This is a genomic window from Bradyrhizobium sp. (assembly GCF_019242285.1).
Classification (GTDB): Bacteria; Pseudomonadota; Alphaproteobacteria; order Rhizobiales; family Xanthobacteraceae; genus Bradyrhizobium.
On sequence record NZ_JAFAVV010000345.1, the window covers coordinates 1 to 14,288 of the forward strand.

Sequence of the window (14,288 nt, forward strand, 5' to 3'; positions counted from 1 at the left end):
TGCCGAGGCCGAGCGCAAGCGCCTCGAAGGCATCATGGCAAAGCGCGCCGACAGCCCGTACTCCTCCGGAATCCGAACAGCCGACTGGCTCAAGGTGAAGACTGCGCAGCAGCAGGAGGTCGTTATTGCGGGTTTCACGGCACCAAAGCGAACAAGGCCGTTCTTCGGCGCCCTGGTCCTCGCCGTAAGAGATGGAAAGGATTGGCGGTACATCGGACATGTCGGGACCGGCTTCAGCCACAACACGCTCGAAGCGCTTCACCGAAAGCTTATGAAACTGAGGGCGACGAAGTCTCCTTTCCCCGCCAAGGTGAAGGACGAAGCCGTGACGACCTGGGTCCGGCCGTCCCTGGTGGCCGAGGTGAAATTCGCGGAATGGACCAGCAAGGGCGAGTTGCGACAGCCCGTCTATCTGGGTCTGAGGTCCGACAAGAACGCAAAAGACGTCGTGCGTGAAGGGGAGCGACCGCGGCGATAGCCATCGAAGATCGAGCAATCCTGCGTCGCGGAACAAATAGGTCCGTTCGTCCTTTATGACACTTAAGACGTCGTTAGTTCTTCAGTAACTTGCCGGAGATGGACGTGCTGCGTGAGACGGCCAAAGAAGAGGTTCTGGACTGCACGGCGACCCGGTAGGCATCCATTTGGGCGGGATCGACCTCGATCTCCGCCACTTGGACGTACTGTCCGCTTGCTTCCTGGGCGACGGCGGCGCCCCCCAGCGCCGTGTCCAGCAGCGACGACTTATAGACGCAAAGTTGCATCGCATTCACGACTCTCTCCCTTCAATCGGCATGATCTTGAGGGTCGCGGACCGGGCGCGCGCGCCGATCATCGGTTCGAGATATCGACTGCCGCGATACTTGGCGCGATATGCCTCGTCGATCGAATCCAGGATCGGCCCTTCGATCGGTTCGAAGGTCACTTCCTTGGCGAGCCCAGCGGCGAGAATCCGCCCGCCCTTGTGCCGCGCAGCCGCTTGATACCACCTGGAGTCCTGGCCGTTGTAGCCGCGAACGTAGAGAGCGCCGTCAAACGCCACGGACCAGATCCATGTCGGCGCCCGTACGTCGTCCCGTCTTCCCTAAAACGGGGAGACATGCAGGTCGTCGGCATCCGCGATCTTGCGTAACTCATCGCTGTTCCACCCGTGCATCGCAGACCTCACTTCCGATATTGGTCGTCGGCCACCTTCTCCATCCAGTCGACGTTTTTTCCGTCGAGAGACTCCTGAATGGCGATGTGCGTCATGGCTATCGTCGGCGAAGCGCCGTGCCAATGCTTCAGGCCCGGCGGAAACCACACCACGTCGCGGGCGTGGATCTCCTCGATCGGTCCGCCATCGCGCTGCACCCACCCGAGACCGGCGGTGACGATCAGCGTCTGTCCGAGCGGATGCGTGTGCCAAGCGCGCGCGTCACCACTTCCGTGACCGCTTGCGCGAGCGCCTGCTTCTGGCCCTCGGATCTGCCCGAATAGAGTTTGACGACGACGTGAGGCATTGCCGTTTCCTTCAGTGCGGTCGCTTTTCGATGACGTCTTTGATGACCGGCGCCGCCGAAAACGCGTTCGGCCAGCCGGCGTAGAAGGCGAGATGGCCGAGCACCTCGCCGGCTTCCTCCCGCGTCAGCCCGTTGTCCATTGCACGGTTCAGGTGATAGGTGATCTGCGCAACCTGACCGGTGGCGATCAGCGCGCTCACGGTGACCAGGCTGCGGTCGCGCGGCGCCAGCGCCGGCCTGAGCCAGAGGTCCCGGAACAGCACGTCGCTCGTGTACTGGACAAGGCTTGGCGTGATCTGTCCAAACTGCTCTGCGACGCGCGTGGCCCGCTGCTTCTCCGCCGCCTCGTCCAGCGGTAGCTGCGGCCCCGAGGCCGCGGGGAGTTGATCGGCGCCGATGTCGCGGCTCTTGAAGACTTCCTTCGCTGCTGGAATCGCATCGATCGCGTTAGCCCAGCCAGTGTAGAAGGCCAGATGCGTGATGATCTCCGATATCTCCGACGGCTTCACGCCGTTGTCGAGCGAAAGACCTAGGTAGTACGGCAGCTCCACTGTCTGATCACGGGCGATGAGCGCCGTGACCGTGACGATGCTGCGGTCTCGAGGCGAGAGACCCGGTCGCTTCCACAGATCGCCCTGGACAAATTTTTGCGCGTAGCCTTCCAGGGCTGGCGCAACCGCGCTGACGTCTTCCGGCTTTGACATGGTCTTTGCTCCTTCGGTAGATGCCTGCCCCGCGACGGCGAACAGGCAGATTGAAAACAAGGCCGCTGCGAGCATTCTCATTGCGTGTATCCTTCCAGATCTGTCGGGTGCGCCATCAGCCACGACGCGACGAGTGCTGCGCAGAGCACGGTCCCCGCGCTAACGAGAAACACGACGTTCAACCGCGCCCCCGTCGCGATCAATCCGAGCGCAGGGCTGGCGAGCCCTTGGGCGAGATCGAGAAATGCAGTGTAGGCGCCCATGGCCAGGCCGCGGCTGTGCGCCGGAACGCGGCGGACAGCCTCGACGCCAAACCCCGGATAGACCAGCGAGAAGCCGAAGCCGGTCATTGCAGCGCCCAGCAACGCCATCTCGGGTCGAGAGGACCTCCAGATCAGCGCCTGTCCTGCGGCTTCGATGACCGTGCACATCAGCGCGACTTTGGCTCCGCCGACCTTGTCGGCCACATGGCTGAGGAATATCCGGGCTATGATGAAGGCAACCGCGTAGGCGGTGTACGCGAGCCATCCATTGTCCCATCCGTGGTTCGCGAACAGCAAGGCGACGAACGTAGTCACGGCTCCGAATCCCACGCTACCGAGGGCCGAGCCGAGGCCCGGCACCCAGACGGCGCCGATCACTTCGACGAACGAGAAGCGGGCGTCGTGCGTCGGGGCAACGGCGGGAAGCCGCGCGACGAGCATTAAGGGAACAAGAGGCGCCCCGGCGGTCGCCACCGCGATTGCAGCGAAGCCGTACTCCGCGTAGAGGGCGGAGCCAGCGGGCGCGCCGATCGCGAAGGCCGCGAACATCGCCATGCCAATCCACGCAATGATCTTGCCCGTGTTGCCGGCATCGACGAGCGCCAGCCCCCAGCTCACCGCCGCCGTGATGATGAAGCTCTCGGCACCGCCCAGAAGTCCTCGCCCCAGCAGCACTATCGCCACGGAGGCCAGTGGGACGGGAGTAAGATAAAGTGAAACGAGGTAAAGCAACCCTGAAACAGCGGCAGCGAGCAGCCCGACGATCACGCCGCGCTTGGCTCCTTTGCTGTCCGAAAAGTTGCCTGCCCAAGGTCGCGAGACCAGAGACGCCGCGAACTGACTGCCGGCGACCAGGCCGACCACGAACGTTCCCTGCCCCAATCCATCGTGGACGTGAAGTGGAAGGACCGGCATCGCGATGCCGATGACGAGGAAGGCGACGAACACCAACCCCATGATCGGCAGCAAGGTCGCGGCGAGGCTCTGCACCGCGGCGGGCGTTGGGAGCGTTGTTACCGACATGCAATGAGGCCTCTACTCACACCGTGAGCATCGTCTTGATCGCACGCCGCTCGTCCATCGCGCGGTAGCCCTCTGCGACGTCGGCGAGAGGCAGCGTGAGATCGAACACCTTGCCGGGCTTGATCCTGCCCTTCAGAACGCGATCCATCAGATCGGGCAGGAAGCGACGGACCGGGGCCGGTCCGCCCAGCATTCGACGTTGCGCGAAAAACATCGCCTGACCGTCGAAAGTCACGCCGTGAGGCACTCCGACATAACCGATCGAGCCGCCGGGACGCACGGAATCGATGGCTTGAGTCATGGATTCCCGGGTGCCGACGCATTCCAGAACCGACTCGGCCCCGACGCCCTGCGTGAGCTCTTTCACGCGCTCAATGCCTGCACTCCCGCGTTCCGCGACGATGTCCGTCGCGCCGAACTCGCGTGCCAATTCCTGCCGAGCCTTGTGCCGGCTCATCGCGATGATACGTTCGGCCCCCATCTCCTTGGCTGCCAGAACGCCCATCAGTCCAACGGCTCCGTCGCCCACGACGGCCACCGTCGATCCGGACCGAACGTTGGCGGCATAGGCAGCGTACCAGCCCGTCCCGAGGACATCGGACGTCGCCAGCAAGTGCGGCACGAGATCTTTTTCTGGCACCTCAGCGGTGGCGACAAGCGTTCCGTCGGCCAGGGGCACTCGCGCGTACGGTGCCTGCGCTCCCGTCATGAACTCGCGCCGGACGCAGGAGGAGTGAAAGCCGAACTTGCAGTGCGGGCAAGTATTATCGGACAAGCAGAACGAACCGACGACGAACTGGCCAGGGCGGACAGTTCTGACTTCGCTGCCGACCTCAACGACGATGCCGCAGTATTCGTGACCCATGTGAGCCGGACCATCCGTCGGCTGCAATCCGCGATACGGCCACAGGTCGGACCCGCAGATGCAGGTCGCCGACAACTTTATTATTGCATCCGTCGGCTTGAGAATCTTCGGGTCGTCGACTTGTTCGCAACGGACGTCTCGCGGCCCGTACATGACTGTAGCAAGCATGATCATTCCTCCTGTCAGGCTGGTGGAAGATGCTCGATGCGCAGCGCGAACTTGCCGCGCGTGAGCAGCAGCTGTGGACCATCATCGAGACGGCCGACGCGGATCAGGCCGCTCGAATATTTGTAGCCGCCATGAAAGAAGGCGAGGTTGCCCCATGGCGCGTAGTAGCAGAGATCGCCTGCTGCTTCGTTCGAGAACGGACCGCTGCCTTCTTCCGTCAGCTTTCGCGGCAGGTAGGCGATCTTCTCGTTCGTCGAAAAATCGTCGATGACGAGATCAAGTGGCAGCATCGTCGCCAGATCGCGAGCGGAGCGATTGTCCAGCAAGCCAACCGCGAAAGCCTTCTCCTCGAAGTGGCAGCGAATAAGCATGGACGCCCTTCCTCGTACTTCGTCAGCGAATGTCGTCTCTGCGGAGCCCGATGAGGCCATGGAGACGACGGCCGCCAGAGCGGCGGCAAGTCGACACCGGGTCAGGCCATCAAATGCGTCTGTCATTTGCCCCATCCTCAGTCCTGTCGATGCGGGCTACCGGTCCACTCCTCTTTTTTCCGGGGCGATCCGCCGCCTGATCGCTGATGGGAAACTAAGGCTTCCGCCACCGTCCGATTAGGTGATAAAATCCGAATGAAGTCATTAGACAGGCTTATCAATGAACAGGGACGACGCCAGCGATATCCTGGCGTTCCTCGCCGTGGCGAGGGAACGCAGCTTCACGCGCGCCGCAGCAAAGCTCGGTATGACGCAATCGGCGCTAAGCCAGATCATCCGAAACTTGGAGGAGCGGCTGGGTGTCCGTCTTCTCAACCGAACGACCCGGAGCGTCACTCCAACTCAAGCCGGAGAACGGCTGTTCCTGAGCGTCGGGCCCAAATTCACCGAGATGGATGCCGATCTCGCTGCCCTCAGCGAGCTACGCGAAAAGCCCGCCGGAACCGTGCGGTTGACTGCAACGGAGTATGCCGCCGCCGAGATCCTGCTGCCGGCGCTGGGGAAGATTCTACCCCAGTACCCAGACATCCACGTCGAGGTGATCATCGATTACGGGCTCACCAACATCGTGGCGCAGCAGGTCGATGCGGGCATTCGTCCCGGCGAGCTCGTCGCCAAGGATATGATCGCCGTGCGCGTCAGCCCGGATCTCCGAATGGCGGTGGTCGGCTCGCCAAGCTATTTCGCCGAACGTAAGCGCCCGAAAACACCGCAGGATTTGACCCAGCACAGCTGCCTCAACCTCCGCCTACCGACCCACGGCGGCAGCCTGTACGCGTGGGAGTTCGAGAAGAACGGGCGCGAGCTCAACGTGCGCGTGGATGGACAGCTTGTGTTCAACAGCGCAGGGCTTCTTCTGAAGGGAGCTCTCAAAGGCTTCGGACTAGCCTACCTCACGGAGGGACACGTGCAGCCATACATCTCGCAGGGCCGTCTGGTCAGAGTGCTGTCAGATTGGTGCACGCCGTTCTCCGGTTACCACCTCTATTATCCCAGCCGGCGACAACCTTCGTCCGCTTTCTCGCTGATTGTCGACGCGCTGCGCTACAGGAGCCAGTGACCCGGCTTTCGAATGCGTTCATAAGCGATTCGTCGAACGGCGATTTCGGTGACGCCAATCTGATCCGCAAGTCGGGTGACATTCCGCAGCGACCTCAGGGTCCAAAGTTATTTTCCGGGTCTTGAAGGAGATCACCGCTGCCGCGCCCTTCTGCACGATTAGCCGCGCTGCAATGCTCCAACAGCAAAAACGCGGTGGATCACCGACCTCGATCAGGCTAGGCCAATATCACTACTTCGGTCAGCATCCTCAACGAGAAAGCGAGAACGACTCCACCAGGCTACGCTAAATTTCGCGATCCCAGCCGGTCCCACTCGATCATTTCGGACGACGTTACGTCCTTGATTTACAAGTACAAAACTTCAAGTCTGACGTAGAAATCCCGACGGTATAGCCGCCGCAATTTTTCGGTCTTGAATTCACAGAAAAATTCGAGCCGCTCGCAATGCTGTCGATTCCAGTACCTATCGGAGTCGATCAACTGATCAGCGCCAGCCTGCGTAGCCAAGATTGCCATCCCGCACTGGTGCGGCGTAGCTTCAAATACCGTCAGGGATCGGGAAAGGGCTGGCCCGGTCGTTCGATGCCCCTCGCGTTCGCCCGCCAATGCGCGCCAGCCATACTGGTCCGCTTTGCGCCCCGGAGCAAACGCTGCCAGGTGCAGAGCGACTAGCGCGAACTTCGGAGACGTGGTCACGATGACATGATCTAGTCGCGGAGGCCTTCCCTCAAGCCCAGACGCCGACCAGCATGTCTCCTTTACCCGAAGCAAGGCTCGACAAATCAGGTGCCTCCGCCACGCAACAAGTGTACCGTGAGAGCACAACAACTGAAAGACGGGAGGCGACGATGGTCGCGACGAGGTTCACAGAACTCGTTGGCTGCGCGTTACCGATTCAGCAGGCAGGCATGGGAGCGGGCTCACCACCGGAATTGGCGGCGGCAGTGTCGGAGGCCGGTGCCCTCGGGATGCTGGGCACCGGCCGGCCCGGGCTTACTGCTGCCACGCTCGCTGATCTGCTCGAGCGGACACGCTTGCTCACTGACAAGCCGTTTGGAGTCAACTTCATCGTGGCCCCGATATTCCTGAATGGTTCGGCGATGCGCCCGCCCCTTGATCTGACGTGCATTGAGATCGCTGCGCGCGCCGCAAAAGTCGTCGAGTTCTTCTATGGCGAGCCTGAACGTCGATTTGTAGAGATGGCGCACGCAGGTGGCGCGCTGGCCTGCTGGCAAGTCGGGTCACAGGAGGAGGCGATCGCGGCCGCCCAGGCGGGATGTGACTTCGTCGTCGCACAGGGCATCGAGGCAGGCGGCCATGTGCGTGGGACGACTCCCATGATGACACTGCTCCGCGAGGTGATCTCGGCGGTCGACGTGCCGGTGCTGGCGGCGGGTGGCATCGGCACGGGGCAAGGGGTGGCGGCGGCCCTCGCGGCCGGAGCGGACGGCGTGCGCGTCGGGACGAGGTTCGCCGCCGCGGCCGAGGCGGCCGTGCATCCGGACTACGTCGCTGCCCTGATTGGCGCTGAGGCGCAGGACACCGTCTACACCGAGGTGTTTTCCGCCACCTGGCCCGACGCGCCGCACCGCGTTCTACGCTCGGCCATCGTAGCAGCGGAAGCCTTCCAGGGTGATATCGTCGGCGAGACGAGCCGCCTGGATGGGACGCGAGTGCCGATCCTTCGCTTCGCGAGTGGCGTCGCCGATAAGACGACGACAGGAGCGATCGGGGCAATGGCGCTCTGGGCGGGAGAGTCTGTCGGTGCGGTCAAACGTGTCCAACCCGCGGCCGAAATTGTGCAGGAGCTTGTTGAGCAAGCGGGAATGGTCCGGGCTGCATGAAAGCGAACCGCCACTTTTGCCCCCACGCGGACGTGTCGGTGCACCCATGCTATGTGAAGCTATCATTCAAACAGGGCAAGCAACCGGTCTCGCCGAGCAATGGTGACAGTCTTGATCGATCCGATTCGGCGAGCGTGTTCCAGCGTCGCCTAATTTCGCGAAAGCACCTTGCCTGGTATTTGAATGCCGGCTGCGCGTACGGCCGGTTATCGATCTCTAGGCTGACAGTGCGCTCACCATTGGCAATCGCGGCGGCGTTCCTCACGAGGAACGGCAGGTAGCAGCGGCCAATCAGGCGCAGAATCGCCATTCTCCCGATATTGCTGGCGGCTGCGTCGAGTGTATCCCAGGCGCCGTCCACGCCGGACGCATCGTCCAGACGGTACACCCAGTTCTCCACAAGCGGCGCATCGCGGCGCACGATAGCCTGCGGCCATGCATCCAGGGTGAGCTGGAACAGTTGCCCATAAAGCGCGAAGTCGGCAAGCGAGGGTCGTGTGCCAAAGAGGTATTGATCGGACCCACCGAGCAGGCTCAGCGCGCGCAACAACTCGCAGAAATGCGCTTCAATCAACGGACCGTTATCAGGCCCACATCCGACCATTTCTCTTCGGTCGCGTTGACGTTGGAAAAACGTCCTCTCTGCCGCAACGCGCTCGGCCCCGCGCAGCTCCGGTCGCAGGTCACGGATGACCCAGCTCGCGCAAACCCTCGCGGTCTCCGGGTCTCCCCAGCGGAAGTAGTACATCATCTTGGTGCACCACTCGTCGGCATAATCCTCGATCAGGTGGCAGAGGAATGCTGCCGCCGGGTCGTCCGGAATGATCGACCGCGCATCCCGATGCCGCTCCTCCAGCATTTGCGCGAGGGGAGTAGAGTCGCACTCGAAGCGCTTATCGTCTGCCGCCCGCAGCATTGGCATCAATCGCAGCGGCCCCGCAAGTTCAGAGGGCAATGTCGCTGGATCCTGGACCCGCCAGTTGTAAGGCAGGCGACGGTAGCGCAGGATTGCCAACAATTTGCGCGAATATGGTGAAGCGTTGCAGCCAACGAGCTCGTATCTTTGCATCGGTTCAGCCAATGCCCATGCTTCGCGCAATCAGATTCTTCTGGATTTCAGCCGTTCCGCCGGCGTAGAGGCTGAATGGCGCCTCGCAGTAATAGCGCGACATCTGCTCGAACGAGAAGAAGGCGCGCCCTCCCATGATGCGCATGCCTTTTGCAACAATCTCCTGCAGCTGTTCGGCGCAGTGGTATTTGGCCATCGACGCAGCCTGCTCGGGCTCACCTTCAGCCAACATCCGAAGGGCATGCTCGATAAAAAGCCCCATACCGACATGGGCCGTTCGCATCTCGACAAGGAGATGCTGCAGGGACTGGAACGAAACCAGGGATTGGCCGAACTGGCGACGTTCTTTAGCGAAACTTAAGGCGCGAACGATGATCGCATCCGCCAATCCCGCAGCTGTCGCAGCCACCACGATGCGCTCGAGCGAGCCCGAGACGCGCATGATGGGCCAGGCTTTCCCCAGCCGTTCCGGTCCACCGAGGAGCTGCTTGGGACCGAGACGAACGTCGCGCATCGCCATCCGGCACGACGCGTGTGCATTTGCTGACACGCGCGCCAACGGCTCAATGCTCACGCCCTCTGCGTCACCCGGGACGAGGAACAAGCTCACGGCGCGTTTCTCGTCGCCACTGTTGCGCGCGACCACCAAGATGTAGTCTGCGGACGATGCGCCGGTCGTGAAGATCTTTTCTCCTGATAGTAAAAAGCCCTGACCGGTCGCCACCGCTTGGGTCGCAATCGCGGAGGCGTCGGACCCGGCGTCAGGTTCGGTCATTGCAAATGCGAGTTGGAGCCTTCCCTCCCGAATTGCCGGCAGGACGTCGCGTTTTTGCTGTGAGGTAGCCATCTGCGCGACAAAGGCGCCGCCAAAAATCGCATTCACCATGTAGATGGTTGTGAGCGACAATGATCTCGCGGCCAGCGCCGCAACGACGGAGACAGCGCGCTTCATATCCTCGGCCGAGATGCGATCCGCATCGAAGCGGAGATAACCAAGATCGAACAGGCCGGCCCGCGCCATGCCGGACAAGGCAACGCCCACGAGCTCGCGATCAGGCCCTGTCGCGCTGACGAAGGCCGGGAAGCGGTCTATCAAGTCGTCCGCAGCTTTTGCCGCGATTTGCCCGAGTTCTGCTGATCCTGCCATTGAGCGCTACTCCAAAGAGCGGCGGCAGCGAGACGAAGCGCGCGCGACCGCCGAGCAATTTCCCGGTGGACAATCTGGTGCCTGACTTCAACGTGCCATAAGGCTATTCGTCTATTCACCTGAACAAATGGTTCAAACGATTTTTACAATACTGTAACGTATGGACATCCATACTGCAGCGTACAGCGTCTAGCTTGGACTGATCGGAGTGTCAATATTCATGCCGCGAAAACGTACAAATGTATCGGAGCGACTGGGTCGTGCCGAGTGGATAGAGGCGGCCCTGGGGAGGCTCGCCCAGGGCGGCCTCGACGAAGTTCGCGTGGAAGTGCTCGCAAAAGAGCTGAATGTCACCAAAGGCAGCTTCTATTGGCATTTCCGCGACCGCAGCGACTTGCTCGACCAGCTTCTGGATTCGTGGCGGGACGGTCGACTCCTGTCGCTCAGCGGACAGGTCGGTGATAACGGTGAAGCACCTGATGTTCGCTTGCGGCGCATTCTGGATGTTTATCTCGATCGCGCAAATCCGAGAGGTATGGCGATCGAGATGGCCATACGCGACTGGGCGCGCCGTGACCTCATTGCCCGCAAGCGCGTGAGGGAAATCGATGCTGAGCGGCTAAGGCTTGTCACCGGACTGTTTGCGCAACTGGGATATGAGACGAACGATGCATCGACGCGCGCGCTTGCCTACTATTCCTTCATCTTTGGTCAAGGCTTGCTCGCTATCCCGAAATCCTCGCTCGAGAACGGCCGAAATCGCGCATCGATAGCTGCAATGTTGATAGGCAAATGAGTGCCGGAGCGGCCCGCGAGGCAATTCGGCAGACTTCAATTGCAAGGGAGCTTTCATGATATTCTACGATTGCGCGACGGCACCTAGCCCGCGTCGCGTTCGTATTTTTCTTGCCGAGAAGGGCCTTACGGTGCCGACCGTGCAGGTTGATTTGCGCAAACGGCGAGCAATTCAGTCCAGCGTTCCGTGCTCTGAATCCAGATTGCATGCTTCCCGTACTCGAACTTGACAGCGGTGCGGCGATTACCGACATCATTGCGATATGCCGCTACTTCGAAGAGCTCCACCTCGGTCCTCCCCTGATGGGGCGGAGCGCGGAGGAAAGAGCCGTCATTGAATCCTGGCTGCGGCGGATCGAGTGGGATGGGATCTACGCCGCTCAGGAGGCTTTTCGCAACGCCACTCCCGGATTGAAGGGCAGAGCCTTGCCTGGTCCTGTATCCCTCGGACAGATTCCGGCGCTCGCGGAACGAGGGCGACTTCGGCTACAGCATTTCTTTTCCTGGCTTGATGCGCGCCTGGCCAACAATGAGTTTGTCTGCGGACCGTACTTACGATAGCTGACATCAGCGCCATGGTCGCCGTCGAATTTTCGGCCTGGGCGAAAGTGAGGCCTCCCGAGCATCTCGGCCATCTCCAAAGATGGTACAAAGTCGTTTCGACCCGGCCGAGCGCCAAAGCCTGACTTCTCGCAATGTCAAGCACCGGCGTCTATCAACGCGTGGTTAGGAATCGTAGGTTGGCGCAAAAATTCGTTTTCTGGCGGAGAGAGTGGGAGTCAAACCTACGATTTTCGATCATTCCGCGTCGAACAGCTGAGGCTGCACGTAAGTACTCGCCCGCCTCCTCCCTAAGAAAATTCAGTTCCTGCATATGCGCCACAAGCGCGCTCAGGTTGGCTGTGGTGCCATTTTTTTATCATCCCGGTGCACACCGTACTGTTCATTTCGCAAAACGGAAGCTTCGCGTCGCTGGCTCCTGCCGTTCTGCGCGCCGCGATGCGCCAAAATACTCAATTCGCGGAAGCTTGTGGAATCCAGAGCTATCGACCGTCGCTTTCTCTACGATTAACCGCGCTGCAATACTCCCTCAACGAAAACGCGGTGGAACGCCGACTTCAATCGGGATAAGAAATGCTCACTATGCCGGTCAAGGTCTTCGGTGCCAGAGAGGATGACAACGCCTTGCCAGGCTACGCCAACCACGCAGTAGTAACCGTTCCCCCTCACTCCCACTCGATCGTGCCCGGCGGCTTCGACGTCACGTCGTAGACCACGCGATTGACGCCCTTGACCTCGTTGATGATGCGGGTCGCGACCCGGCCCAGGAACTTCATGTCGAAGGCATAGAAGTCGGCGGTCATGCCGTCGGTCGAGGTCACCGCGCGCAGGCCCACGACATATTCGTAGGTGCGGCCGTCTCCCATGACGCCGACGGTCTTGACCGGCAGCAGCACGGCGAAGGCCTGCCAGATCGCGTCGTAGAGACCGGCCTTCCTGATCTCGTCGATATAGACCGCGTCCGCATTGCGCAGGATGTCGAGCTTCTCCCTGGTGATGTCACCGGGGCAGCGGATCGCGAGACCCGGCCCCGGGAACGGATGGCGGCCCACGAAAATCTCGGGCAGGCCGAGCTCGCGGCCGAGCGCACGCACCTCGTCCTTGAACAATTCCCGCAACGGCTCGACCAGCTTCATGTTCATGCGCTCAGGCAGGCCGCCGACATTGTGATGCGACTTGATGGTCACCGACGGGCCCCCGGTGAACGACACGCTCTCGATCACGTCGGGATAGAGCGTACCCTGCGCGAGAAACTCCGCGCCGCCGATCTTCTTGGCTTCGGCCTCGAACACATCGATGAACAGCCGCCCGATGGTCTTGCGCTTGACCTCGGGATCACTGACGCCGGCCAGTTCGGCCAGAAACTGCTTCGAGGCATCCACATGCACCAGCGGGATGTTGTAGTGATGCCGGAACAGGTCAACCACGGTTTCGGCTTCCTTCAGCCGAAGCAGGCCATGGTCGACGAACACGCAGGTGAGCTGATCGCCGATCGCCTCGTGGATCAGCACGGCCGCGACAGCGGAGTCGACGCCGCCGGAGAGGCCGCAGACCACCCTGCCCCGGCCGACCTGTGCGCGGATCTTCTCGATCGCTTCCTCGTGGAAAGCGCGCATGGTCCAGTCGCCGGTGAGCCCTGCGACCTTGCGGACGAAATTGCGGATCAGCTTGGCGCCGTCGGGCGTGTGCACCACCTCGGGATGGAACATCAGGCCGTAGTACTTGCGCGCCTCGTCCTGGATCACGGCGAACGGCGCGTTCGTCGACGTTCCCGCGACGACGAAGCCCGGCGGCATCCTTGTGATGCGGTCGCCATGGCTCATCCACACCGGATGGCGCTCGCCCGACGACCACGCGCCCTCGAACAGCCGGCTCGGCGCCTTCACCTCGACGTCGGCGCGGCCGAACTCGCGGTGATGCCCGCCCTCGACCTCGCCACCGAGTTGCGCCGCCATCGTCATCTGGCCATAGCAGATGCCGAGCACCGGCACGCCGGACTCGAAGATGAGCTGAGGGGCACGGGGCGAGCCTTCCTCATGCACCGATTCCGGACCGCCGGAGAGGATCACCGCCTTCGGCTTCATCACCCTGAAAGCAGCTTCGGCCTTCTGGAACGGCACGATCTCGGAGTAGACGCCCTCCTCGCGGACGCGGCGGGCGATCAACTGGGTTACCTGACTGCCAAAGTCGACAATCAGAATCTTCTCATGTGCCGAGGCCACCGGCGGCATCGACTCGCGGGCTTTGGAGGCGGCTGTCATGGACAGGAAGTACGCGACGTCGCGCCCTCCCGCAACCCTTCCAGACCGCACCTTTCCGGGTTTTCCCGGCGATTCACGGGCCTGAGGTCAGGCATCCGTCACCCCATTCGGCGCAGGATCGAAACGAAGAACCCGTCGGTACCGGTCCGGCGCGGGGTCATCAGCCAGCCCTCGGCCGATGGCAGCGCCGCCGCCGCAAAATCATCGGCCTTGTCCCAGAGCACGCCGGCCGTTTCGGCCGGTGGCACCACCGCAAAGCCGGCATGACGCTTCAGGAACGCATCAATTTGCTCATTGTTTTCAGGCTTCAAGACCGAACAGGTGATGTAGGCGATGCGGCCGCCCGGCTTGAGCAGAGGCACCGCCCGATCAAGCACTTCGACCTGGTCCTTCAAGCGGATGTCGAGCGCGCCCGGGCGCATGCGCCATTTGGCGTCCGGGTTACGGCGCCATGTGCCGGTGCCCGAGCATGGCGCGTCGATCACGACGAGATCGGCGGAAGCCCGGATGTCGGCCAGCGGATCAGCCCCGCCC

At 61.8% G+C, this 14,288-nt stretch carries 13 protein-coding genes and 4 pseudogenes; 5 read left to right on the forward strand and 12 right to left on the reverse strand.

The window, feature by feature from the left end; translation table 11 throughout:
- A pseudogene (locus JOY90_RS13610) lies at positions 1 to 478 on the forward strand (DNA ligase); the annotation flags it as partial.
- 73 nt (positions 479 to 551) lie between these two features.
- Here JOY90_RS13610 and JOY90_RS13615 read toward each other — a convergent pair.
- From JOY90_RS13615 to JOY90_RS13650, 8 genes and pseudogenes are all read right to left on the reverse strand, one after another.
- Positions 552 to 773 carry a hypothetical protein gene (locus JOY90_RS13615; protein ID WP_291691645.1) on the reverse strand — a complete coding sequence of 74 codons (222 nt, stop codon included), beginning with the start codon at positions 771 to 773 and terminating at the stop codon, positions 552 to 554.
- Positions 770 to 1,156 (reverse strand): annotated as a pseudogene (locus JOY90_RS13620) (DUF2255 family protein). The gene JOY90_RS13615 and the pseudogene JOY90_RS13620 overlap by 4 nt, the downstream one beginning before the upstream one ends.
- 8 nt (positions 1,157 to 1,164) lie before the next feature.
- Positions 1,165 to 1,410: pseudogene (locus JOY90_RS13625) on the reverse strand (cupin domain-containing protein); the annotation flags it as partial.
- Positions 1,377 to 1,502 (reverse strand): tautomerase family protein, encoded by a 126-nt coding sequence (locus tag JOY90_RS13630; protein WP_291691646.1) that lies wholly within the window; start codon positions 1,500 to 1,502, stop codon positions 1,377 to 1,379. The pseudogene JOY90_RS13625 and the gene JOY90_RS13630, both read right to left, overlap by 34 nt.
- A gap of 11 nt (positions 1,503 to 1,513) precedes the next feature.
- Positions 1,514 to 2,206, reverse strand: a complete 693-nt coding sequence (locus tag JOY90_RS13635) for a carboxymuconolactone decarboxylase family protein (RefSeq protein WP_367276927.1) — start codon at positions 2,204 to 2,206, stop codon at positions 1,514 to 1,516.
- A gap of 77 nt (positions 2,207 to 2,283) precedes the next feature.
- On the reverse strand, positions 2,284 to 3,492 hold the full coding sequence (locus JOY90_RS13640) for an arabinose transporter (RefSeq protein WP_291691647.1): 1,209 nt from the start codon (positions 3,490 to 3,492) through the stop codon (positions 2,284 to 2,286).
- A gap of 16 nt (positions 3,493 to 3,508) precedes the next feature.
- Entirely contained in the window at positions 3,509 to 4,525 is a 1,017-nt protein-coding gene (locus tag JOY90_RS13645) for a zinc-dependent alcohol dehydrogenase family protein (RefSeq protein WP_291691648.1), read from the reverse strand.
- A gap of 14 nt (positions 4,526 to 4,539) precedes the next feature.
- On the reverse strand, positions 4,540 to 5,031 hold the full coding sequence (locus JOY90_RS13650) for a cyclophilin-like fold protein (protein WP_291691649.1): 492 nt from the start codon (positions 5,029 to 5,031) through the stop codon (positions 4,540 to 4,542).
- A gap of 145 nt (positions 5,032 to 5,176) precedes the next feature.
- Between JOY90_RS13650 and JOY90_RS13655 the strand changes: the two genes are divergently transcribed.
- Together JOY90_RS13655 and JOY90_RS13660 are read left to right on the forward strand one after the other, a co-directional pair.
- Positions 5,177 to 6,076 carry a LysR family transcriptional regulator gene (locus JOY90_RS13655; protein WP_291691650.1) on the forward strand — a complete coding sequence of 300 codons (900 nt, stop codon included), beginning with the start codon at positions 5,177 to 5,179 and terminating at the stop codon, positions 6,074 to 6,076.
- Between the two features lie 849 nt (positions 6,077 to 6,925).
- Positions 6,926 to 7,921 (forward strand): nitronate monooxygenase family protein, encoded by a 996-nt coding sequence (locus JOY90_RS13660; RefSeq protein WP_291691651.1) that lies wholly within the window; start codon positions 6,926 to 6,928, stop codon positions 7,919 to 7,921.
- Positions 7,922 to 7,970: 49 nt separating this feature from the next.
- On the opposite strand, the gene JOY90_RS13665 is transcribed toward JOY90_RS13660, so the two are convergent.
- A complete protein-coding gene (locus JOY90_RS13665; protein ID WP_291691652.1) occupies positions 7,971 to 9,020 on the reverse strand; it encodes a glutathione S-transferase N-terminal domain-containing protein in 1,050 nt (349 codons plus the stop codon).
- Complete coding sequence (locus JOY90_RS13670; RefSeq protein ID WP_291691653.1) at positions 8,995 to 10,137, reverse strand: acyl-CoA dehydrogenase; 1,143 nt, start codon at positions 10,135 to 10,137, stop codon at positions 8,995 to 8,997. The genes JOY90_RS13665 and JOY90_RS13670 overlap by 26 nt, the downstream gene beginning before the upstream one ends.
- A gap of 220 nt (positions 10,138 to 10,357) precedes the next feature.
- Here JOY90_RS13670 and JOY90_RS13675 point away from each other — a divergent pair, with 220 nt between their 5' ends.
- Positions 10,358 to 10,933, forward strand: a complete 576-nt coding sequence (locus tag JOY90_RS13675) for a TetR/AcrR family transcriptional regulator (RefSeq protein ID WP_291691654.1) — start codon at positions 10,358 to 10,360, stop codon at positions 10,931 to 10,933.
- A 206-nt stretch (positions 10,934 to 11,139) separates the two neighbouring features.
- On the forward strand, positions 11,140 to 11,493 hold the full coding sequence (locus tag JOY90_RS13680) for a hypothetical protein (protein WP_291691655.1): 354 nt from the start codon (positions 11,140 to 11,142) through the stop codon (positions 11,491 to 11,493).
- Between the two features lie 665 nt (positions 11,494 to 12,158).
- Here JOY90_RS13680 and guaA read toward each other — a convergent pair.
- Complete coding sequence (guaA, locus tag JOY90_RS13685) at positions 12,159 to 13,754, reverse strand: glutamine-hydrolyzing GMP synthase (protein WP_291691656.1); 1,596 nt, start codon at positions 13,752 to 13,754, stop codon at positions 12,159 to 12,161.
- A gap of 98 nt (positions 13,755 to 13,852) precedes the next feature.
- Positions 13,853 to 14,288: pseudogene (locus JOY90_RS13690) on the reverse strand (MFS transporter); the annotation flags it as partial.

Bases quoted from the DNA above. Each gene is read 5' to 3' on its own strand.
- JOY90_RS13630 (WP_291691646.1), bottom strand. From the start codon at position 1,502: ATGCCTCACGTCGTCGTCAAACTCTATTCGGGCAGATCCGAGGGCCAG.
- JOY90_RS13635 (WP_367276927.1), bottom strand. From the start codon at position 2,206: ATGTCAAAGCCGGAAGACGTCAGCGCGGTTGCGCCAGCCCTGGAAGGC.
- JOY90_RS13640 (WP_291691647.1), bottom strand. From the start codon at position 3,492: ATGTCGGTAACAACGCTCCCAACGCCCGCCGCGGTGCAGAGCCTCGCC.
- JOY90_RS13645 (WP_291691648.1), bottom strand. From the start codon at position 4,525: ATGCTTGCTACAGTCATGTACGGGCCGCGAGACGTCCGTTGCGAACAA.
- JOY90_RS13650 (WP_291691649.1), bottom strand. From the start codon at position 5,031: ATGGGGCAAATGACAGACGCATTTGATGGCCTGACCCGGTGTCGACTT.
- JOY90_RS13655 (WP_291691650.1), top strand. From the start codon at position 5,177: ATGAACAGGGACGACGCCAGCGATATCCTGGCGTTCCTCGCCGTGGCG.
- JOY90_RS13660 (WP_291691651.1), top strand. From the start codon at position 6,926: ATGGTCGCGACGAGGTTCACAGAACTCGTTGGCTGCGCGTTACCGATT.
- JOY90_RS13670 (WP_291691653.1), bottom strand. From the start codon at position 10,137: ATGGCAGGATCAGCAGAACTCGGGCAAATCGCGGCAAAAGCTGCGGAC.
- JOY90_RS13675 (WP_291691654.1), top strand. From the start codon at position 10,358: ATGCCGCGAAAACGTACAAATGTATCGGAGCGACTGGGTCGTGCCGAG.
- JOY90_RS13680 (WP_291691655.1), top strand. From the start codon at position 11,140: ATGCTTCCCGTACTCGAACTTGACAGCGGTGCGGCGATTACCGACATC.
- guaA (WP_291691656.1), bottom strand. From the start codon at position 13,754: ATGACAGCCGCCTCCAAAGCCCGCGAGTCGATGCCGCCGGTGGCCTCG.